This is a genomic window from Streptomyces sp. NPDC044984, assembly GCF_040646935.1.
Taxonomy (GTDB): Bacteria; Actinomycetota; Actinomycetes; order Streptomycetales; family Streptomycetaceae; genus Streptomyces.
The window spans coordinates 331,733-353,104 of sequence record NZ_JBEZBE010000002.1 but is presented as its reverse complement, the minus strand read 5'-3'; the positions used below and the strand labels follow the sequence as shown (position 1 = coordinate 353,104).

Annotated in this window: 14 protein-coding genes and 3 pseudogenes; 10 read left to right on the top strand and 7 right to left on the bottom strand. The window is 72.5% G+C overall.

The features are described from left to right. The first annotated feature begins 540 nt into the window (after nt 1–540). The 3 genes from AB0A94_RS03720 to AB0A94_RS03710 all read left to right on the top strand — a co-directional run bounded on the left by AB0A94_RS03720 (nt 541) and on the right by AB0A94_RS03710 (nt 7,731). Nucleotides 541–1,095: a hypothetical protein gene (locus AB0A94_RS03720; RefSeq protein WP_361738280.1), complete on the top strand. Its 555-nt coding sequence runs from the start codon at nt 541–543 to the stop codon at nt 1,093–1,095. 17 nt (nt 1,096–1,112) lie between these two features. Further along, on the top strand, nt 1,113–5,870 hold the full coding sequence (locus AB0A94_RS03715) for an AAA family ATPase (protein ID WP_361738277.1): 4,758 nt from the start codon (nt 1,113–1,115) through the stop codon (nt 5,868–5,870). Nucleotides 5,871–6,309: 439 nt separating this feature from the next. Next, nucleotides 6,310–7,731: a Cys-Gln thioester bond-forming surface protein gene (locus tag AB0A94_RS03710; protein WP_361738274.1), complete on the top strand. Its 1,422-nt coding sequence runs from the start codon at nt 6,310–6,312 to the stop codon at nt 7,729–7,731. Nucleotides 7,732–8,088: 357 nt separating this feature from the next. Here the strand turns inward: AB0A94_RS03710 and AB0A94_RS03705 are convergent, their stop codons facing one another. Continuing rightward, nucleotides 8,089–8,280: a DUF397 domain-containing protein gene (locus AB0A94_RS03705; RefSeq protein ID WP_361738271.1), complete on the bottom strand. Its 192-nt coding sequence runs from the start codon at nt 8,278–8,280 to the stop codon at nt 8,089–8,091. Next, a complete protein-coding gene (locus AB0A94_RS03700) occupies nt 8,277–9,338 on the bottom strand; it encodes a helix-turn-helix transcriptional regulator (protein ID WP_361738268.1) in 1,062 nt (353 codons plus the stop codon). The genes AB0A94_RS03705 and AB0A94_RS03700 overlap by 4 nt, the downstream gene beginning before the upstream one ends. Between AB0A94_RS03700 and AB0A94_RS03695 the strand changes: the two genes are divergently transcribed. From AB0A94_RS03695 to AB0A94_RS03665, 7 genes and pseudogenes are all read left to right on the top strand, one after another. Then, a complete protein-coding gene (locus AB0A94_RS03695) occupies nt 9,337–9,789 on the top strand; it encodes an ATP-binding protein (protein ID WP_361738265.1) in 453 nt (150 codons plus the stop codon). The two genes, AB0A94_RS03700 and AB0A94_RS03695, sit on opposite strands and share 2 nt — an antisense overlap. A gap of 666 nt (nt 9,790–10,455) precedes the next feature. Further along, on the top strand, nt 10,456–11,853 hold the full coding sequence (locus tag AB0A94_RS03690) for a glycoside hydrolase family 43 protein (protein WP_361738262.1): 1,398 nt from the start codon (nt 10,456–10,458) through the stop codon (nt 11,851–11,853). 129 nt (nt 11,854–11,982) lie between these two features. Beyond that, complete coding sequence (locus AB0A94_RS03685) at nt 11,983–12,336, top strand: hypothetical protein (protein WP_361738259.1); 354 nt, start codon at nt 11,983–11,985, stop codon at nt 12,334–12,336. Between the two features lie 78 nt (nt 12,337–12,414). Continuing rightward, nucleotides 12,415–12,788, top strand: a pseudogene (locus AB0A94_RS03680) (GNAT family N-acetyltransferase); the annotation flags it as partial. Nucleotides 12,789–12,855: 67 nt separating this feature from the next. Beyond that, nucleotides 12,856–13,554: a 2-phosphosulfolactate phosphatase gene (locus AB0A94_RS03675; RefSeq protein ID WP_361738256.1), complete on the top strand. Its 699-nt coding sequence runs from the start codon at nt 12,856–12,858 to the stop codon at nt 13,552–13,554. A gap of 141 nt (nt 13,555–13,695) precedes the next feature. Then, nucleotides 13,696–14,262: pseudogene (locus tag AB0A94_RS03670) on the top strand (NAD(P)-dependent oxidoreductase); the annotation flags it as partial. 97 nt (nt 14,263–14,359) lie between these two features. Continuing rightward, nucleotides 14,360–15,778, top strand: coding sequence for an Nramp family divalent metal transporter (locus AB0A94_RS03665; protein WP_361738253.1), 1,419 nt, complete (start codon nt 14,360–14,362; stop codon nt 15,776–15,778). A gap of 79 nt (nt 15,779–15,857) precedes the next feature. On the opposite strand, the gene AB0A94_RS03660 is transcribed toward AB0A94_RS03665, so the two are convergent. From AB0A94_RS03660 to AB0A94_RS03640, 5 genes and pseudogenes are all read right to left on the bottom strand, one after another. Continuing rightward, nucleotides 15,858–17,048, bottom strand: a complete 1,191-nt coding sequence (locus AB0A94_RS03660) for an MFS transporter (protein WP_361738250.1) — start codon at nt 17,046–17,048, stop codon at nt 15,858–15,860. Between the two features lie 5 nt (nt 17,049–17,053). Then, nucleotides 17,054–17,572, bottom strand: a complete 519-nt coding sequence (locus AB0A94_RS03655; RefSeq protein ID WP_361738470.1) for a GNAT family N-acetyltransferase — start codon at nt 17,570–17,572, stop codon at nt 17,054–17,056. Nucleotides 17,573–17,602: 30 nt separating this feature from the next. Further along, nucleotides 17,603–18,751 (bottom strand): annotated as a pseudogene (locus AB0A94_RS03650) (type III PLP-dependent enzyme); the annotation flags it as partial. Further along, nucleotides 18,748–20,064: a DUF6271 family protein gene (locus tag AB0A94_RS03645; protein WP_361738247.1), complete on the bottom strand. Its 1,317-nt coding sequence runs from the start codon at nt 20,062–20,064 to the stop codon at nt 18,748–18,750. The pseudogene AB0A94_RS03650 and the gene AB0A94_RS03645, both read right to left, overlap by 4 nt. Continuing rightward, complete coding sequence (locus AB0A94_RS03640; protein ID WP_361738244.1) at nt 20,061–21,086, bottom strand: phytanoyl-CoA dioxygenase family protein; 1,026 nt, start codon at nt 21,084–21,086, stop codon at nt 20,061–20,063. The genes AB0A94_RS03645 and AB0A94_RS03640 overlap by 4 nt, the downstream gene beginning before the upstream one ends. Nucleotides 21,087–21,372 lie beyond the last annotated feature (286 nt).

The window sequence follows — 21,372 nt, the reverse complement described above, 5'->3', positions numbered from 1 at the left end:
GTCCACCCGGATCGTCCCGCTCGGCGGGCAGACGGTGCCAACCGGACACGGTCGGCACTTCGGGGCTTTCGGACATCGCGCGGTCCTTCACCGACGAGTTCAGGTCCGCGGACCTTGCCCCGCTGCGCGACACGGATCTCCTTGACCGGGCCGTCGCGGAGGCGCTCGGCCTGCGTGACCAGTCGCCGGCCTGCCGCGGACGCCGTGGTCCGCCGGCTGCGTGACCGGCGCCTGCTGCCGGTGTTTCGACAACCGCGAGTACTTGGTGGAACCCGTCGCCGCGCTGCTACTGGGCTGGCGTGCGCGCCACTCCACCTGGAACAGGGCCGGGAACATCCAGCACATGGCGTGCGTGGCTCGCGCCGGAGGCGGACGCGCGGAGCTGTACCGGGCCGCCCGGACGCCACGACGGTACGGGTTCCGGCTCGCATCCGGCTCGGTTCCGTCGTCGCCGAGGCGCGTTTTTACGTTGCCAACCTGTGTGTCCGAGTGGACAGTTGATGACTCCAGTATCGCGTTCGCACCTGAAGGGCAGCAGAGATGAGAGTGACACTGGCCGTCGACGCCGGGGACGCGGCCGGAGCTTTGGACGATCTCTACCTGTGGCTCCGCCAGGACCCGGATCTGCGCGCGTTCGTCCGCCGGGAGGTTCCCGCCACGCCGCCGAGCGGGGCCATGGGTGCCCTGGGGGAGCTGGTCTCGCTGCTGCTGGCTCCCGGCGGTCCGACGGCGGCCCTGGGGGCGGCCGTCGTGGTGTGGCTGCAGGGCCGCCGGGGCACTCAGACCGTCACCCTCAGCCTGCCGGACGGTACCCAGGTCGTGGTCTCCTCGGAGAAGGTGCGCGGCCTGACCGCCGAAGGCGCCAGTGAGCTGGCCGAACAGGTCGCCGCAGCGCTCCGGCAGGACCGGCACCCACCGGCGGCGCAGGAAACGCCGAGGCCGCAGGAAGCACAAGGCGTCCAGGAGACCCAGGGCGTCCAGGAGACCCAAGGCGTCCAGGAGACCCAGGGCGTCCAGGAGACGCAGGGTGTCCAGGAGGCACGGGGCACGGCGGGGGACGACGGCCGCGTCGGCCCCTCGCGGGACGCGGGCTGACCATGGCCCCGGGGGACGTGCCTGCTCCACCGGCCGGAACGGATCTGGCGGCAGCCGGCTGCCATGCGCTGGTGGTCGGGACGGCCACCCATCCGGGACGGCTGCTGCCCGCCCTGCCGTCCGCCCTCCGGTCGGCGCGGGACGTGGCCGAGACCCTGAGCACGGTGTGCGGCATGGGCGACCGGGTCACGCTCCTCACCGATCCGACATCGCCGAGCGACGTCCTGGAGGCGCTGACGACGGTCATCGGCCGGGCCGAGCCCACCGAGCAGCGGTACGAGCGCGGAACCGTCCTCCTCTACTTCGTCGGGCACGGGCTGCGCGGACCCGGCCGGCAGCTCTACCTGGCGACAGCGAGGACCAAGTCCCAGACCGACACGGCACACTCCGTCCCCTACACGGAGGTCGAGCGCTACCTGAGCGACGCCGTCGCCGACCCGGTCGTGATCCTCGACTGCTGTTTCGCCGGAAACGCACAGGAGCCCGGCCGGCCGGCCGCCGCGGACCCGTTCGCCGGTGCCCGGCCCGACGGCAGCTACCTGCTCGCCTCGGCGATGCGCGACGCCCTGGCGTACGCCCCGCCGGACGCGGAGCACACCCTCTTCAGCGGCCACCTGCTCCGCCTGCTGCGGGAGGGCGACGCCGGCGGCCCGAAGCGGCTGACGCTCGGCGGCGTCTACCGGCTGCTCGACCAGCGGCTCCAGGGCAGTGCCGCCCGCCCGTACGGCGGTGGCACCGCGCGCATGAGCGAGCTGGTCCTCGCCGTCAACCGGCGGTACGAACCGCTGCCGGGCCCGCACACCGGACAGCGGGCGGCCGACGCCCCGGATCCCGACGCCGTCTGCCCCTACCCCGGCATCCTTCCCTTCCTCCCCGAGCAGCACCGGCTCTTCTTCGGCCGCGAGGAACTGACCCAGGAGCTGCTGCGCCGTGTCGAACAGGCGCGCCCCGGTGAGCCGGTGGTCCTGGTGGGGCCGTCGGGGGTCGGCAAGTCCTCGCTCCTGCGGGCCGGGCTCGGCGTGGCCGCGGAACAGGCGGGTCTCGGTCCCGTGCGGCTGGTGCCGGCGCCGGGCGAGCGGCCCTTCCACAGGCTCGCCGAGGCGTGGGCGGCGGCGGTGGGCAGGGCGCCTTCCGACGTCGTACGGGATCTGGAACGCGGGCGCTTCAGCCGGCCCGCGGCGACGGAGGACGGGGCCGGGGCCGGGCAGGCACCGCGTCTCCTCGTCATCGACCAGCTCGAGGAGTACTTCACGCTCTGCTCGGACGAGGCCGAACGCGAGCGGTTCGCCGCCGCCCTCACCGCGCGAGCGGACGAGGGCGAGGGCGAGAACGGGGCGGAGGGCGCGACGTCCGGTCCGCGGATCGTCCTGGCGCTGCGCGCCGACTACTACGGCGACGCCCTGAGCGACCCCCGTCTGGCGCCCGTCGTGCGGCCGGGCCACTTCGCCGTGCCCGCGCTGGACGACCAGGAGGTCGAGGCCGCGATCGTGCGCCCGGCGGAGTACGCGGGCCTGCGGTGGGAGGAGGGCGTGCCGCAGCTCCTGCGGCGCGATGTGAACGAGGAGCGACGCACCACGGGTGATGCCGCGGCACTGCCCTTCCTGGCCTACGCCCTCCCCGAGATCTGGCTGAGGCGCCGGGGGACGACGCTGACGTACGCCGGGTACGCGGCCGCCGGCGGCATACGGGGCGCGGTGGCCACGGCCGCCGAAAGGATCTACGACTCCCTCGACGACACCGGCCGCACGGCTCTGCGGAGCCTCCTGCTGGCCATGGTCCACGTCGTCGACGGTGAGGGTCGGCTGGTCCGCCGCCGGGTGCTCCCGGCGGAGTCGGCGGGGAGCGAGGACCTGCTGCGCCGGCTCGCGGACGCCCGCCTGGTCGTCGTCGACGAGGAGGGCGGGGCGCAGCTCGGCCACGATTCGCTGCTGCACGCGTGGGGGAGGCTGAGCGGCTGGATCGACGAGGTGCGGGACGACCTGCTGAGACTCCGCCGGCTGACCGCGGCGGCGGAAGGCTGGGCCGAGGCCGGGCGGAAGCCGAGCGGTCTCTACGGGGGTGATGCCCTGGCGGAGGCGAAGAAGCTCACCACGGAGCACACCCGGGGGGCTCGCCAAGCCCCGCCCGCCCGGGACGACCGGCGGGTTCGGGGGCCGGCTCGGAAAGTACTGCGGTCCCTGGGCGGCCGGCCGGCTCACGAAGCCCCGCACGTGGCCGGCGACGGCACGGTCGGCACGGCCGCGCCGGCCGTGGTCCGCGTACCCGTCCCGCGGGTGGTGGACGAATTCGTCGCCGCGAGCGACCACGCGCAGCGCCGGCGACGCCTCGTCACCCGGGCATGGATCGCCTCCCTCTCGGTTCTGTCCCTGGTGGCGGTGTCCCTCTTCGGCTGGGCCGCCCATGAGAACGAGCAGGCGGAGAGCCGGGAGAAGAGCCTGATCGCCAGGGAGCTGGCCGCCCGGGCGGACACCCTGCGGGAGCACGACCCGCAGACCGCGCTCCGCCTGAGCCTGGCCGCCTACCGTACGGCGGTGACCCCCGAGACCCGCTCCAGCCTCTACGCGGCCTCGACGACCGTCACACCGGCCCACCTCGTGCCCGAGGAACCACATCGCGAGGCCGTTCTCAACCTCGCCTACAGCCCCGACGGAAAGGTCCTGGCCGCGAGCCACCGGGTCGACGGATCCCACGGCGGACGTGTCCAGCTGTGGGACGTGTCCGCGCCGACCAGGCCGGTCGAAGCGGGCCGGTTCACGCTGCGGAGCAGTCCGGTCATCGCCTTCCACCCGCGCTCACGGATCCTCGCCGCGCAGTCGGCGGACGAACTGACGCTGTGGGACACCGCGGACCCGTACGAGCCGAGACGGCTCGCCCTGGTGCGGCTCGCCCACCGGACGACGTACACGCTGGCCTTCAGCAAGGACGGCCGGACCCTCGCGGCGGGCAGCGACAAGGGACTGCTGCGGCTGTGGAACGTGGGCGACCCCGCCCGGCCCACGCTGCGGGCGCGGCGGACGGTCGCCGAGGCGAAACTGATCTCCCTGGCCTTCACTCGCGACGGGAGCCATCTGATCACGGGCAACGGCAACGGGGAAACGGACGGGCAGCCCGCGCAGGTACGGCTGTGGGACGTCGGCGACCCGGACCGACCCGTGCTGCGGGACACGGAAGAGGCCGAGACGGTCATGGCGGTGGCCGCCCACCCCCGCCGCGACCTGGCGGTCGCGACCGGCGGATACGGGAAGATCGCCTGGTGGGAAGTGGTGGACGGGCAGGACCTGCGGCGCGTGGAGGCGGAGGAGTACCGGGACACCTGGGGCACCGACAACGACGGCATGCCGTCCCTGGCCTTCAGCGCGGACGGCAGGTTCCTGGCGGGAGCCGACCGCGACAACGGCGTCAGGCGGACCGACACGACCGGGAAGGCGTCGGAGCTGGTGGACGGCGCGTACGGGGTGACGCTGCCGACGGGCGAACCGTCCCAGTCGGTCGCGTACAGCCCGGACAGCAGGTATCTGGCGGTCGGCGAGGTGGGCGGAGAGATACGGCTGTGGCCGGACCGGCCCTGGGCACCGGCGTTCACGGGCGGCATCCACGTCACGCCCCAGACGGGCACCAGTCCGTTCAGCACCGACGGTGAACTGGTCATCGCCTCGCAGGACGACGACGTGGGCCGCACGACGAAGGTGTGGGACGTCAGCGACCTCGAGGCGCCGAAGGTCCGGTACACCCTGCCGAGGGGATGGGAGGCGAAGTTCTTCCTGACCCGCCGCGAGAAGCCCGTCTTCCTGGCCCACCACTGGACGGGAGGGCTGGACCACACCCTGCAGGTCTGGCAGTTGGAGCCGGACGGAGCCGTGAGGAAGAGCTCCGGTATCCGGTTCACCGCCGACAACCCGACCATCGCGGTGAGTCCCGACGGCATGCTCCTCGCGGTGGGTTCGCACGAGGAACCCGATACCGCGCTGTGGGACGTCAGCGATCCGACGAGCCCCGTGCGCCGGGGCACGCTCGAGGTGAGGGCGAGCAGCGCGCTCGGCAGCTCGGGAAGCCTGTGGTTCGCCGGAGAACGGGTACTGGCGACGACGGAGAAGGGCCGGCACATCCGGTTCTGGGACGTCTCCGACCCCGCCCGCCCCCGCAAGGGCGGTCGCGTCGAGGAGGCGGCGTCGATGGCCGGCGCGATGTACCACGGCCCGTCCCGGCTGCTCGTCACCGAGCGGGTGGGGGACGAGATCCGGCTCTGGGACCTCTCCCGGCCCGCGCACCCCGTCAAGGGCGGCGTTCTTCCGGCTTCTCCCCAGGGCTACTTCCCCATGGGCAAGGGGCAGTTGGCGGTGATGCTGGCCGACGGGAGCGTCGAGTTCTGGGACGTCTCCGATCCGGCACGTCCCCGAAGGACGGGTCACGACCTCCTGTTCGACCGCGCGGTCGGTTCGATCGACATGACCTCCGACGCCCGCTACGCGGTGACGAGCAAGCCCTATCGCCTCTGGTCCATCGGGAAGGACGGGCGGTGGGACACCCCCGAGCTCTTCACGCTGGAGAACGCGGAAGCGGTACACGTGCCCCCGGTGACATCGCCGGAGGGCCCCCGGTGGCTGGCCGTCACCGCCCAGGACACCACCGGCATGACTCCGGAGACGACCTACGTGCTCGACTTGGCCACCGACGGCCTCTACGAGGACCTGTGCACGGCCTACCCCTCGAGCATTCCCGAGGACCGGTGGCGACAGATGTTCCCGCACCTGACCTACCGCGAGTCCTGCGACTGACCCCACGCGGTCGTGGTGGAGCGTCGGGCGGGCCGTCGTCCGCCCGTTTCCCCCGGTTGGCGTGACCGTCTCTCCCGGCGGTCGCCCAACCACCGTTCCCCGTACGGCACATGGGTACGGGAACGCGTGCCGAGCGCATACCGGTGGCCGTTCTCTACCGGACAGTAGGTGTGCAGGCTTCCCGGGTGGGTTGTGAAGGTTGGATGGATGGGGACACTCCGGTCGCGGGAAGTAACGGTTCCGCTTCGGAACGGTCATGCGGCGTCGGGAACGGAGATCCGCAACGCTTCCCTCCATAGGATCCCCGTGTGCTTGTTCAGCACTTGAGACAACTGGCGTGACTCTTCCACCACGCATCACGTGTGAACACATCTCGCGTGTCCCGTTGCGGGTCCCGCCGGAGGGGAAATCTGTGTTTGCTCTTCATTCCGCGTCCGCCATGACCGGGCGGCGCACCACCGGACGACGTGTCGCCGCAGGGGCGGCCGCGGCCGGACTGCTCACCATGGGCTTTCTCGCCGGTGCGGGTAACGCCGCCGCCGACGACGGGGACGTCCACCACCAGGGGGGTGCGGTCGCCACGCTCGACGGGCTGAAGACGTACGACTCGGCCCGGCTGGACGTCGGCGACGGCAAGACCAAGAACATCGCCGCCGGCCTGTTCGAGATGAGCGTCGAGGGCAGCGGCCGCCTGCAGTCGTACTGCATCGACATCCACAACCCGACCCAGAACAAGGCGACGTACCTGGAGACCCCCTGGGCCCAGACCTCGCTCGGCGCCAACGAGAACGCCGGAAAGATCCTCTGGATCCTCCAGAACTCGTACCCGCAGGTCGACGACCTGACGGCGCTGGCCCAGAAGTCGGGTACCGAGGGGCTGACGGCCAAGACCGCGGCGGCCGGCACCCAGGTGGCCATCTGGCGCTTCTCGGACGGGGCGAAGGTCGAGGCCCGCGACGCGCAGGCCGAGAAGCTCGCCGACTGGCTCGAGGCCCAGGCCCAGAACCTCCAGGAGCCGAAGACCTCCCTCACGCTGGAGCCCAACGCGGTCTCCGGCAAGGCCGGCGGCAAGCTCGGCCCGGTGACCGTGCGCACCGACGCCGGTCAGGTCTCCGTCGCCGCCTCCGCCGACGCCGCCGGGGCCGGCGTCAAGGTGACCGACAAGAGCGGCAAGGCCGTCACGTCCGCCAGTGACGGCACCGAGCTGTACTTCGACGTTCCCGAGGGGACGGCCGACGGTTCGGCCTCGCTGTCGGTCCGGGCGACCACCGAGATCCCGGTCGGCCGCGCGTTCGCGAGCCCCAGCAAGAGCCAGACGCAGATCCTCGCCGGCTCCAGCGAGTCCACGGTCACGGCCGACGCGACCGCGAACTGGGCCACCAAGGGCGCCATCCCCTCGGTGACGGCGGAGAAGAACTGCGCCAAGGGCGGCGTGGACGTCACCGCGAGCAACGAGGGCGACACCCCGTTCACCTTCGAACTCGCGGGCGCCGAGCACACGGTCGAGCCGGGCGGCACCAAGACGGTGACCGTCCCGGTCGACGAGGACGCGGCGTACGACTTCACCGTCACGGGCCCGAACGGTTTCTCGGAGCGCTTCCAGGGCGTCCTGGACTGCAAGACCCAGGGCACCCCGGCCCCGGGAACCGAGACGCCGGGCACGGACGGTGACACCCCGTCCTCGGCCCCCAGCCCGGCGGGCGGCTCCGCCGAGGACACGACCGGCGGCGAGGGCGACCTCGCGAACACCGGCGGCTCCAGCGCGACCCCGGTGATCGCGGGTGTCGCGGTGGCCCTGGTGGCCGCGGGCGGCGCGGCGATGTTCTTCCTGCGCAAGAAGAAGGCGGCCGCCGGGGAGTGACCGGCCGCTGATCCGACGGACGGGTCCGGCACACGCGTCGCGTGTGCCGGACCCGTCCGTCATGGAGGACCGTACGGGAGCACGGTGCCGGTTCGCCGTGCGGTCCGCACGGCCCGGGAGCACGCGGCTGCGGAGCCGCGTACGCTGCCGTTCACGGCCGGCGGGTGGGAGTACGAGCCCGAGGCGCGGTTCTTCGCACTGCCGGGGGGCAGGGCCGCGCGTACGCGCGGCTGTCCGCCTGGGAGAGCCTGTACGCGCTGACGGGCCTGTTCGCCGACGGCGCGGCCCTCCTCGCCACCGCCGTCGCCTGCGAGAACCGGCTCCGCAAGCACCAGGTCGGTGTGGAGGACCGGAAGTTCAGACGAGCGAGTCGGCCGCCAGCTCCGTGAACGCCGACCAGGCATTCCAGGAGACGGCGAGTGCTCGCCTCTGGGTGTCCTTCGAGTCGCGGACAAGGACCGCCTCGGTTCGCACGGCGACCTCGACGCAGTTGTCGCCAGAGCTGCCGCTGTAACTGCTCTTGAACCAGGTCAGTTCAGTGGTACTCATAATGCTCCTCGCATCTGCTCCGGCAGGCTTACTGTGGCTTCACGGCCGAGGGCCTGCGAGCGCAGCTTGCCATAGCGTTGGAGCATCGCGCTCACGTCTTTCGGCGACGTGATCAGAATGCTTGACTGCTGGCCCTCGGAGTAGCCCACCCACTCGTGCTGAGGAGTCTCCGCCAGGTACATCAGGCCGTCGATCCCGGCGTGATCGTACTGACGCAAGGGCATCACTTGGATCTCGACGTTCCTTCGGGCGCCTTCCTTCAGTAGGTGATCCACCAGGGTACGTGCCACCTGCGGCCCGCCCATGTGTCGCTCAAGCAGAGCCTGCTCGATGATGAAGCTGAAAGCTGTGTTCGGCCGTTCGGTCAGAAGCTGCTGCCGTTCCAGACGTGAGCCGACCTGGCGTTCGATCTGTTCCTCGGAGAGAGGCGGCAGCCGCCGCTCGAAGATGGCCCTGATGTACGGCTCGGGCTGCAACAGCCCTGGAATCGCCCGGCACTCGTACGCATACAGCGAGATCGCCTCCTCCTCGATCCCCGCCCACTGCCGGAACCACGACGCCAGCCCCGCCTTCCGCGTCAGGCTCCGTGCAGCCGCCCCCAGGACTCGTGCGGCAGTCGCCCCCAGGACCTCTTCCGACCGGTCCAGCAGGTCTCGTGGAGGGAATCGCTTGCCCTGTTCGATCTTGGCGATGTACGCGACCGAGTACCGCACCAGTGGTGCGAACTGCTCCTGCGTCAGGCGGGCTTCCTCGCGCAGGGCCTTGAGTACCGCGCCGAAGGTTTTCAGGCTCTCCGAGAGCTCCGGCTCGCAGTTTCCGCCCCGCCCTGCCCGCCGCCATCGCAGCCGCCTTCCCCTGTGCCCGTGTGCTCCCGGGCCGTGTCCCTGCCAGGCCCGAGCACCTCCCGTACCGTGTGCCAAGCGCGCTGCGCCACGCTCGGCACACCCATGCTCACGTACAGCGACCGACCCGGTCCAGCGAGTCGACCAGTACAGCGCGATCTGTATCGGCGCCGGGCCTGCCGACGGCCCGACACTTCGCGGCAGGGTGGCCGCCATGTCAGTCCCCCGCACCCATGGCCTCACCCCGGCCCGTACGTTCACCCAGCGCTTCTCCGCCACCCGCCGCGGTGCGCGCCTCGCCCGACTGCTCGCCGCCCGCCAACTGACCGAGTGGGGCCACCCGCACGGCACCGGGGCACACGACACCGTCGTCCTCGTCGTCGCCGAACTCGCCGCGAACGCGGTCCTCCACGGCCGGGTCCCGGGACGGGACTTCGCCCTGTCGCTGTCCTACGACGCCGCCCGAGGCGCGGTCCGGATCGAGGTCACCGACACCCACCCCGCCCGGCCGGCGCGCAAGGCTCCCGGCTCGGACGAGGACGGCGGTCGCGGCCTGGTCCTCGTCGACGCGCTTGCCGCCGACTGGGGCGTACGCGACCGCCTCGGTCCCGGCAAGACGGTCTGGGCCGAGTGCCGCCTGGTTCGTCATGCGCAGCCTGGGTCGTGACGTCGAGCCGTGCATCCGTGGAGGGGTGTCCAGCCGAGCAGGCGGGACACCGACCTGGCGGCAACCGGGTCCGGGAGCGGACGTCAGGAGCGGAACCCGCGGGTCTCGTCACGGCGCTCGACGCCTGGGTAGGGAGTGAACCACTCGTCCCCCAGGTCTTCCTCGACCACGTCCGACGCCGGATCGAGTCGTGGGCCGCGCGGACCTCGTCCTGGAACGTGCTGGAGAAGGTCAGCTCGTCGTCGATGCGTAAGCGGCCCTGCTCGACCTGCTCCGGTGAACCGCGCGTCGGCCACTCCACGGGACAACCGCCCCCGCATCGCGCGCGGCTGACTGCGGGTCCATGTCCCCTCGCTCTGCCGAAAAGTGTGAGCACCCGGCGGGCGAATGCGACCCACGCACTCAAACGAGCGGAGCGTGAACACTGGAGGCTGAAATGCTCCCGCTTTCGGAACGAGTACATGCCTCCCGGCGGTGCGGCGAGGAACCGTGCCCTGCGGCGTGGTGCGGGCGGAGTCGCGCGGAAAGCATTGACGGGTCGTCAGGCGGGTCCTAGTTTCTGACCGGCTTCCCGAACCTTGTTCGTCATGTCGAACAGCGGTGGGGGTCGTCGAACCGATCACGCCCGTTCCGTTCGCGCACCCGCCCCACACACCTGGAGAGCCGATGAGCGCACGCCCCCACAGCCAGGCCATGCCGTCCCGCAGACTGTTCCTCGGCGCCGCCGCGGCCACGACAGCGGTCTTGGCCGTCGGCCTGTCTCTGGGCGCCCGGCCCGCCCACGCCGCCGACTCCGCCTACGTCATGGGCTACTTCACGGAGTCACCGAACGGCCTCGGCACCGACTACGGCCTCCACCTGGCCGTCAGCACCGACTCCCTCAACTGGACGCCGCTGAACCAGAACAACCCCGTCGTCACCCCCACCGCCGGTGCCGGCGGCCTGCGCGACCCGTTCATCATGCGCAAGCGCGACGGCGGCTTCATCGTGCTGGCCACGGACCTCAAGGGCACCGACTGGGGCTACAACAGCCGGACCATCCACGTGTGGGACTCCGCCGACCTGCGCACCTTCACCCACTACCGCCGCCCGCACCTGCACGACATGGTCACCCACAGCTGGGCCCCCGAGGCCTTCTGGGACGCGAGCCGCGGACAGTACGCCATCCTCTACTCCGCCGTGAACTCCACCGGCCACAACGTCCTGATGGTGAACTACACCAGCGACTTCACGACCGTATCCGCCCCCCAGGTCTTCTTCGACCCCGGGTACGACGTCATCGACGGCGACATGGCCGTCGGCGTGAACGGCGTCAACCACCTGTACTTCAAGAGGAACGGCACCCTCGTGGGCGCCCGCTCCACCTCGCTGGATCCAGGCAGCTTCACACCGTTCAGCACGGCCGTCTCCCACGGCGGCACCGAGGCCCCCACCCTCGTGAAGCCCCTGACCTCGAACACCTGGTACCTGTGGGGCGACACCTACACCCCCAACGGCGTCCTCTACGCCTGGCGGACCACCGACCTCGCCACCGGCACCTGGACCCCGGTCGACCAGAGGCTCTACACACACCCGGTCAACGCCAAGCACTGCACCATCGCCCCGATCACCGCCACCGAGTACGGCAACCTGCTGGCCCGCTGGGGCGCCCCCGCCTGGAACCGGCTGAAGTCGTACAACCACCCGTCCCGTTACGTGCGCCACGCCGACTACCTGGCACGGATCGACACCTATCCCTTCGACCCGTACACCGACTCGCAGTGGAAGCTGGTCCCCGGGCTGGCCGACTCCTCCGGCGTCTCCTTCCAGTCGGTCAGCCACCCCACGCGCTACCTGCGGCACTACGACTACCAGGTCCGCCTCGACGTCAACGACGGCACCGCCGTCTTCGCCCAGGACGCCACCTTCCACCGGGTCGCCGGCCTGGCCGACGCCTCCTGGTCCTCCTTCCGCTCCCACAACCACCCCACCCGCTACCTCCGCCACTCCGGCTACGCCCTGCGCGTCGACCCGGTCGGCACCGCCACGGACCGCGCCGACGCCACCTTCTCGGTGGTCCACTGACCGCACGCCACCGGGAGCGCGTTCCCTCCGGAGGACGCGGTGCCGCGGTTCCGGCGGGTGACGGAAGCGGTCCCCCGAAGCACCACGAGCCCCTACAGTGCTGCTCGGCAGTGGGCAGGGGGAGGGGACATGGACGGGCAACCGCCGTCGGAGCACCGGGCGTTGGTGGTGGGCGTCGAAGGCCCCGCGGCCGATCTGGTGGGCGAGGAGCAGCCGGAATGGCCGCCGCTGCCGTTCGCCGCGGAGTACACCGGGCGGCTGCGCGACACCCTCCGCTTCTTCGGCTACCGGGCGCACGACGCCGAGGAGGACCCCTCCGGATCGGCGGCCGCGCTGGAGCGGGCCGTCGAGTCGGTGCTGGAGGCCGGTCCCGGGTTCGTCCTCCAGGAGAGCGTCCGCCTCTTCGACTTCCACCGCGTCGCGGGCTACCTCCGCAGCCCGGCCCTCGCCGCCGTCCTGGACCCCCACGTGCCGCGGGCCTGACGCCGGGAGGCGCGTGGGTCACGTCCCCGCCGGCGCCGGGACGTCACCGACCTCGAGGGCACGTACCTCCACGACCCCCGGCACGTCCTGCTCGTGGCCCTCCACGACGGCGAGGTGGTCGCCACCACCGGCGTGCACTCACAGGGCCCCGCCCACCCGCCGCACCCCCGCTGGCCGGCCGAACGCCACCCGTCCGGCACCACCGCCCAACTGGTCCGCGTCCACGTGCGCCCGGAGCACCGGCGCCGCGGCCTCGCGGCACGCTGGTCGACGCGGCGTGCGACTTCGTCGCGAACACCCCCGGCCACGACTGCGTCTACCTGCACACCGACGTGGACGTCGAGGGCGCGGAAGCCTTCTGGCGCAGCACGGCCGAGGAGATCTTCGACGCCCGCACCACCGGCGAACACGGCCCGGGCGTCTCCACCGTCCACTTCGAGATCCCGTTCTGATCCGAGACCCCGTTCCGAGCAGGGATATTCGGCCCGCCCGGGCGGTCCGGGGCGTCAGAATGACGCGATGGAGCATCACTTCGCAGGCATACCGGAGTTGACCGGCGTTCCCCGTGTCGCCGTCGTCATCGACGTCATGCGCGCCTTCACCGTGGCCGCCTGGGCCTTCTCGCGCGGCGTCGAGAGGATCGTCCTGGCCCCGACGGAGAGCGAGGCACTCGCCCTGAAGGAGGGCCACCCGGGCTGGCTGGCCCTGAAGGACGGGGCGCCGGCGGCGGGCTTCGACGCGGTGAACTCACCCGGCCTGCTCAGGTCACGCGATTTCACCGGCCGCACGCTGGTGCAGAAGACGACGGCGGGGACCGTGGGCGCGCTGGCCGTCGCGGACGCGCCGCTGGTCCTGTGCGCGAGCTTCGTGGTGGCCGGCCCGACCGCGCGGTTCCTGCGGACCGAGGGCTCCGGCCCGGTGACGTTCGTGGTCACCGGCGAGGACGGCCGGGCCGACGAGGACCTGGCCTGCGCCGAATACATCGGCCGGTCCCTGGCCGGGGACGATGTCGAGGCGGCCCCGTACCTCCACCGCGCGAGGACTTCCCGTGCCGCGGCCGACCTCGCCGCCGGGCTGCGCAGCGGGTACCACCCGGACGACGTCGAACTCTGCCTGGAGGTCGACAGGTTCCCCTTCGCGATGGTGGCCCGCCGGGAGGAGTCCCTGACGGTGCTCCGTCCCGTTGCGGTGCCCGGCGTCCCGCCCGGGCTCCGCTGACCGCGCCACTCCCGGTCGTGCCGGCCCGGATCGGCCCCGAGCCCGGCCCGGCGGGCCGCCCCGACGGAGCGCGGGGCACCCGGGACGGCCGCTCAGTCCTCGTGCGGCGGCGCCGGTTCCTCCACCGCCTCCGCCAGCACCGCCGTCACCGAGGGCGGCTGGCCCAAGCTCTTCGGCCCGGAACTGCACGGCCGGACCATCGGCGTCGTCGGCTTCGGCCGGATCGGACGGCTCGTCGCCGGCTACGCGCGCGTCTTCGGGACGGACGTCCTCGCCCACGACCCGTACGTCCCCGACGACGCGGTGCGGGCGGCGGACGCCGAACCCGTCACCCTCGACGCGCTCCTCGCCCGCGCCGACGTCGTCACCCTGCACCTCCCGCCCGCCGGCGCACCGCTCCTGGACGCCGCCCGCCTCGACGCCATGAAACCCGGCGCGATCCTCGTCAACGCCGCCCGCGGCGGCCTCGTCGACGACACCGCGCTCGCCGCCGCCCTGCACTCCGGGCACCTGGCCGCCGCCGCGCTCGACGCCTTCGCCGTCGAACCCCTCCCGGCCGGCCACGTCCTGCGCACGGCACCCCGTCTCACCCTCACCTCCCACATGGCCGCCTGCACCCCGGGGGCCAACCGCGCGATGGGCCTGATGGTCGCCGAGGACGTACTCCGTGTCCTCGCCGGCGAGCCCCCGCGCCACGCGGTCGGCTGACCCCGCCCCGACCCGCCACGTCACCCCCCATGCCGTCAACCGCCCTGTTTGCCTTCCGCTCCGGCGACGGCGCCGGATCCAGCAAAGGAACACCGCCATGTCGACCACCGCCACCGCCCCAGCGGCGGAGCACGCGCAGGCCGATCCGTACGCCCTGCGCCCCGAGGACGCCCGCCCGGCACCCACCGCCTTCCGCGACCGGATCCGCCACCTCGGCCCCGGCTTCGTGCTGTCGGCCGCCGTCGTCGGCTCCGGCGAGCTGATCACCACCACCGCGCTCGGCGCCCAGGCCGGCTTCGCGCTGCTGTGGCTGGTGATCGTCTCGACCGCGGTCAAGGTCTGGGTCCAGATGGAACTGGCCCAGTGGACCGTCCTCAACGGACGCACCGCGCTCGAGGGCTACCGCGAGGTCGGCCCCCGCATCGGCCGGCTGAGCTGGATCAACTGGCTCTGGACCGGCATGGACTTCGCCAAGATGTTCCAGCGCGGCGGCATCATCGGCGGTACCGCGGCGGCCTGTTCGGTGCTGTGGCCGGTCATCGGCGAACCGCTGAGCTGGGGCTCCCTGGCGCTGTGGGCCGTCGTCGTCACCGTCGCCGCGATCCTGCTGCTGCAGTCCGGCAAGTACAGCCTCGTCGAACGAGCCTGCCTCGTCTCCGTCGTCGTCTTCACCCTGGTCACCGTCAGCCTCGCGGTCGGCCTGCCCGGCACCGAGTTCGGCTACGGCGGCAGCGAACTGGGCAGCGGCTTCGGCTTCGCGATCCCGGCCGGCACCGTCGGCATCGCGCTGGCCGTCTTCGGTATCACCGGCGTCGGCGCCGACGAGATGACCACGTACACCTACTGGTGCCTGGAGAAGGGCTACGCCCGCTGGACCGGTCCCGACGACGGCAGCGAGGAGCGCGCCCGCCGCGCCGAGGGCTGGATCAAGGTGATGCGCCTGGACGCCCTCACCGGCCTCGCCGTCTGCGTGCTGTGCACCCTGTCCTTCTACGTCATCGGCGCGGCCGTGCTCCACCCGCAGGGCCTGGTGCCCGAGGGCAACGAGATGACCACCACCCTCTCGCGGATCTACACCGACACGATGGGCCCCTGGGCCGAGTACCTGTTCCTCGTCGGCGCGTTCGCCGTCCTCTTCTCCACCCTCATCGGCTCCACCGCCTCCGTGCCCCGGCTGTGGACCAACACCCTCGGCCTGCTCGGCGTCGTCGACTGGAGCGACGTGCGCGCCCGCACCCGCGCCATCCGCGTCCTCACCTGGTGCCTGCCGCTGCTGTGGACCTGCTTCTTCCTCTGGATGCAGTCGCCGGTGCTGATGGTGCAGATCGGCGGCATCGGCGGCGGGATCTTCCTGCTCGCCGTGGTCGTCGCCGCGTGGCGGCTGCGCCGCACCGGAGTGCCGAAGCGCTTCCGCGCCAACGCCTGGCTCACCGCGGCCCTGGTCCTGAGCAGCGCGGCGATCCTGTGCGTCGGCGTGTACGGCGTCCTGAAGACGCCGGGCGCGGTGCCGGAGTAACGGCGGCAGCCCGCCGCTCGCCCCGTGAACCCGTCGCAGGGCTCCCGCGCGGACCTCCCGCGCGGGAGCCCTCCACCGTTCAGCGGGGCACCGGCTCGGCCTCCCGTTCCCCGAAGCGGACCCGCGTCGAGCACACCGCCACCAGCACGGCGGACACCGCGACCACCGTCATGCCGACCGTCAGGTCCGTGTGGCCGGCGACGAAGCCGATCAGGGCCGGGCCCGCCAGGAGGCCGGTGGTGCCCATGGCGGCGACCAGGGCGAGGGCGCCGGGCCCCTCCGCGGCGGCGGCGACGTAGAGGCAGGGGGTCACCGTCGCCATGCCCAGGCCGACGCAGGCGAAGCCGACGAGGGCGGGCCAGGTGCCGCCGGCCAGCAGGGCGAGGGCGAGACCGGTGCCGGCCATCGTGCTGCCCACCCGCACCATGCGCGCGTCGCCCCACCGGTTGCGCCAGCCGTCGCCCAGGAGGCGGGCCAGCACCATCATGACCGAGACGACGGCGATGCCCAGCGGGGCCAGCCGCCCGGACGCGCCGGTCTCCTCCGTCAGATAGAGCGCCGACCAGTCGTTCATGGCGCCCTCGACGACCGTGCCGAACACCATGGCGCAGCCCAGGACGAGGGCCGTGCGCGAGGCGCCCGTCAGGCTCCGCAGGCCCTTGCCCCCGTCCTCCGCCGGCTGCTCCCCGGCCGGGGGAGCCGGGGCGTCGGTGAGCACCCGGGGCCGGGAACCGGCCAGCAGCACCACCCCCAGCGCCGCCGCCACCGCGAAGTGCGCGGTCACCGAGTGCGTCACGGTGTTCACCCCGGAGGCCAGCAGCGCGCCCCCGAGCGAGCCTCCGCTGAACGTCGCGTGCAACTGGGCCATCGCGGCCCGCCCGTAGTGGGACTCGAGGGCGGCGCCCTGCGCGTTCATGGCGACGTTCAGACAGCCGACGGCCACACCGTCGACGAGGATCACCAGCAGGGCGAGCGGATAACTGCCGGCCGCGGCCAGCACGGGCAGCACCGCCACCAGGCCCAGCGCGGACCACAGCGCCAGCCGCCGGGCGCCCAGCCGCCGCATCAGGGGCGCGACCAGCGGGAAGGACACCGCCGCCCCGACACCGGCGGCCATCAGCAGCAGCCCCACCTCCGTCCCGCCCAGGTCGAAGCGGTCCTTGAAGGCGGGCAGCCGGGAGGCCCAGGTGGCGTACTGGAAACCGAGGAAGAAGAACAGGGTGGCGGTCGCCAGTTGGTCACGGCGGAAGTCGCCGAGGGTGGGCAGCATGGACGTCAGGACCCCTCTTCCGGGCCGCCGGGGCGGCGGTGCTGGACCGGGCAGGACATGTAGACGGCGCCGTCGCCGTAACCCCCGTGGACCTCGACCCCGGGCTCGGGACGGTAGCCGTGCCCGGACCAGAAGCTCTCCGTGCCGCCGACGGCGACCAGGGAGATCCGTTCGTACGACGACCGTCCCGCGACCGTCGTGAGGTGCCGCAGCAGCCTGCCGCCCAGTCCCCTGCCGCGCAGGTCGTCCGCGATCACGAGGTCGTGCAGGTGCAGGTTGCGGGAGTCGTACGCCCGCTCCTCCGGCCGGGTCAGGTCCGGGTACCGCAGCCGCGGGTAGGGCAGGGCGAGCACGTAGCCGGCGACGCGGTCACCGCTCTCCAGGACGAAGCAGGTCGCCGGGGAGGCGCGGCCCCGGGAGCGGAGCGCCTCGACGCCCTCGGACAGCGAGGCCGACGCGTACACCTCGGCCTCCAGCGCGGCGATCCGCGGCCAGTCGTCCTCGGCGACACGGCGGATGCGCACGTCCGGGCCGTCACCGCCCACGCAGACGCGGGGGAGCGGCGCGAAGCCGTTGAAGCCCTCGGTCGTGTAGCTGGCGGCGTACGCGCCCGCCGACAGCACCCAGACCGGGTCGCCCGACGCGACCGCCCTCGGCACCCGCACCCGGCGGTGCCCGTGGTCGTAGGCGTCGTCGCTGTCGCAGGTGGGGCCCGCGACGACGGCCGGCACCAGGCCGGCGCCGGCCGTGTCCGGGTGGGACGGGAAGACGAGCGGGTACCGCACCTGGTCCATCTCGTACAGGCCGTTGAACTTGCCGCAGCTCAGGTACAGCCAGTGCGCACGCTCCCCGTCCGGCAGGCGGCGGGACGTCAGCCGGGAGACGTGCGCCCTGATCGCGCCGTGGTCGGCCACCAGGTGGCGGCCCGGTTCCACGAGGAAGTCCAGGGGACGGGGGGACAGCTCCGCCAGCCGCTCCACGCCCTCGCGCAGCACGGCGAAGATCTTGTCCAGCGGGGGGTCGAGCCGTTCACCCCGGCGGTCGGCGTAGCCGAGCGCGGGCAGACCGCCGCCGAGGTTGACGTGGTCCGGCACGATCCCGCGGCCGTGCAGGGCCGTGAGCACCTCGGCGAGGGCCGCGAAGGCCCGCCGCCACGCCTCGGCGGTCATCTGCTGCGACCCGACGTGCACCGAGAGACCGGCGGGGACGAGACCCGCGTCCCGCGCGGTCTCCAGCACCCGTACGGCGTCGTCCGCCGAGCACCCGAACTTCCGGCTCAGCCCCCACAGCGCGCCCTCGCCGCTGGTCGCCAGCCGGCAGAACACCCGGGAGCCCGGAGCGTGCCGGGCCAGCGCCGCGACGTCCTCCACGCTGTCCGTGGCGAAGTCCCGGACGCCGAGCCGGTACGCCTGAGCGATGTCCCGGTCGGACTTGACGGTGTTGCCGTAGTGGACCCGGTGCGCGGGCACGCCCGTCGCCAGCGCCCGGGTGATCTCCCGGGGGCTCGCCGCGTCGAAACCGGCGCCCCGGCCGGCCAGCAGGGCCAGGACCTCCGCCACGGGACACGCCTTCATCGCGAACCGCACGTCCACGCCGGGCAGTTCCGCGGTCAGCGCGTCGTACCGGGCGGCGATCCCGTCCAGGTCGTAGACGAGCGCGTCCTCGGTGGCGGCCGCGAGGGCGGCACGCAGGGCCGCGGTCACCGGAGAGCGCCCCGGCTCGCGTGCACGAGGGCCTCCCAGGCGCCGATCAGCGCCACGAAGTCCTCGACGTCGAGCGCGGCCTCGTCCAGCAGCCGCTCCCGGTCCGCCGTCATGCCGCGCGCGAACTCGGCGTACTTCCCGCCCAGCCGTCCGTACGCCGCCGCGACCGTGTCCAGCCGCCGCTCGTTCTCCGCACGGTCAAGGCGCACGCTCTCGGCGAGGAACGCGGCGAACGGCGCCGGGTCGAGCCGCCCGCTCTCGTCCAGCAGCGCGGCGCCCGCGCCGGCCGTCCGCTCGTAGACGTGGTGCAGGTACAGCATGGAGAGCAGGAACTTCACGAACCGCGTCTGGTACGCCAGGAAACCGGCGTGGGTGCGGCGCTCCCCGGTGTAGTAGTTCTCGATGTGCCGGTTGTGCAGGACGCCGGGCAGCGCGGCGTCGTACACGGCGTGGATGAGGAAGTAGTCGCTGCCGATGGTCGCGGTGGCGGGCGGCAGCGGCAGCCGCTCGTACACGTCCCGGTCGAAGGCGATGTTGGACATGTCGACGCGCATCGGATCGACCAGCGTCAGCGTCGAGCGGTCGCCCGTGAAGGGCAGTGTCCCGGCGCCCTTGAAGGACTCCTCGACCAGCTCCCGCTTCTGCTCGGCGGACCAGTGGCCGGGCGCCCACAGGGCGACGACCTCGTCGTACACGTCCTTGTCGAGCTCCCGGATGCCGCCGATGTCGACGGAGAGCTCCCCGATGAAGGAGGCGCCCACCATCGACACGGGCCGGTCGGCGAGCGCGGGGTCGAGCGCCACCTCCGACACCCCGGCGAAGGCGTCGCGGGCCCGCCTGCCCAGGGAGGTCAGCTCGTGGTGGACGGGGTAGACGGGCTTGCCGTCGAAGACCTGGTAGCTGCAGTCGGAGTCGCGCCGGTGCACCGAGCGGCAGTCCAGCGCCGCCGCGACGAGGAACGCCCGGTTGGTGCAGGCGCCGTACGAGAGCGCGTCCGGCAGCATCAGGCCGAGGATCCGCTCCGGCTCCGCGAGCGCGGCCCGCTCGACGGCGCCGCGCAGGAAGTCCCGCTGGGCGGACTCGTCGAGGTGGTGCACGACGACGCCCGCGGTTTCGGGGAGCGCGGCGACCGTTTGGGCGTGGGCCTCGCGGGTCCGCTCGTCGGAGGAGTCGAGGATCAGCAGGTGCACCTCGACGTCGAAGTGCCGGGTGGCGTACGAGGCCTCCCCGCCGATGGCGGTGATGGTCGCGGAGCACTCCCGGTCGGTGGGGAGGCTCAGGCATATCCGGTGCACGTCGGTTCCCTCGCTCATCGGGTCCGCCCGTTCCAGGAGTCCAGTCCCAGCAACTTCCGTCCCAGATCGTTGAGTTCGGCGGGCCCGTAGCGCAGGGACTCGTGCTTCACCGCGTCGCCGAGCAGGGTCGCGTTCCACTCCGGGGTGCTGAGCGTGCGCCAGGACTCCACCCGGGAGCGGCGCAGCTCCTCGTGCTCCTCCAGGGCGGGCATCATCGACAGGTACTGCACCGCCCGCACCCCGTCGGCCGAGGTGTTGGGCGCCACGCCGTGCGCCAGCATCCCGTTGAAGATCAGCAGGTCACCGGCCTTGAGCCGGGGCCGGACGACCGGGAACTCGGTGCGGTCGACACCGGGACGGATCGGGTCCCGGTCGGCGGGCTGCGCGACCTTCCACTCCTCGAAGCGGCGGAAGAGTTCCGGGGAGCACTGGAAGCCGCCCTGGTCCGGCTCGGTGTCGGTGAGCGCGATGATGCCCTGCACCCGCTGCGGCGGCACGCTCGCCGTGGTGTCCACGTCCCAGTGCAGCTCGATGTCGAACCCCTCGTCCGTGGGGTCGATGAGGGAACGCGAACGGTTGCGCACATTGGGCGGGTTGAGGTTGAGCCGGTCCAGGGTGACCCACAGCTCCTCGCAGTCCCACACGTCCACGAAGGCGTCGTACACCCGCCGGGCCTGCCGGCTGTCCCAGATCAGCTGGTGCTGGTACGCCTCGACGAAGCCGTAGACGAACAGGTCCCGGTCGAGGTCCGAGCGGAAGGCGCGCTCCTCGTACCAGGTCTCGGGGCGCTGCGGGTCCAGGCCCTGGAAGTCCCAGGCGAACTCCAGCAGCAGCTTGGCGGCGTCGGGGGAGATCGCCTCCGGCACCACCACGTAGCCGTGGTTCTGCCAGGACGCGAACTGCTCCTCGGAGAGCACCCGCAGCGGCAGGTCCTTGGTCAGGTGCCGCAGTTGCGTCCCGGCGAGGTAGGTCTCGCCGTCGGCGCTGAAGTAGGGGCGCTCGGAGGCGGCGCGGTGCAGGAAACGGTGGTGCGTCGTCATGCGGTACTCCGGAGATCGGGATCACTCACGGCATGCGGACGGGAGGAAGGAAGGGAGGGAGGGAGAGGGGCCGTTGGGGAGCCGGTGCCACGGCGGCCCGGCGCGCCCCTCACGGGCCTCGGCACGAGGGCCGGCCGACGGGCCACCCGCGTGACATCGATGTCGCCCAGTGCGCCAGATGTGCGGCCGCCCGGTGCGGACCACTGGGATATTGGACTGGACCATTGGGTCGTGTCAAGGAACCCTCTTCCGGCGCGACGACCCAACTCCCCTCCGGCGAAACCGC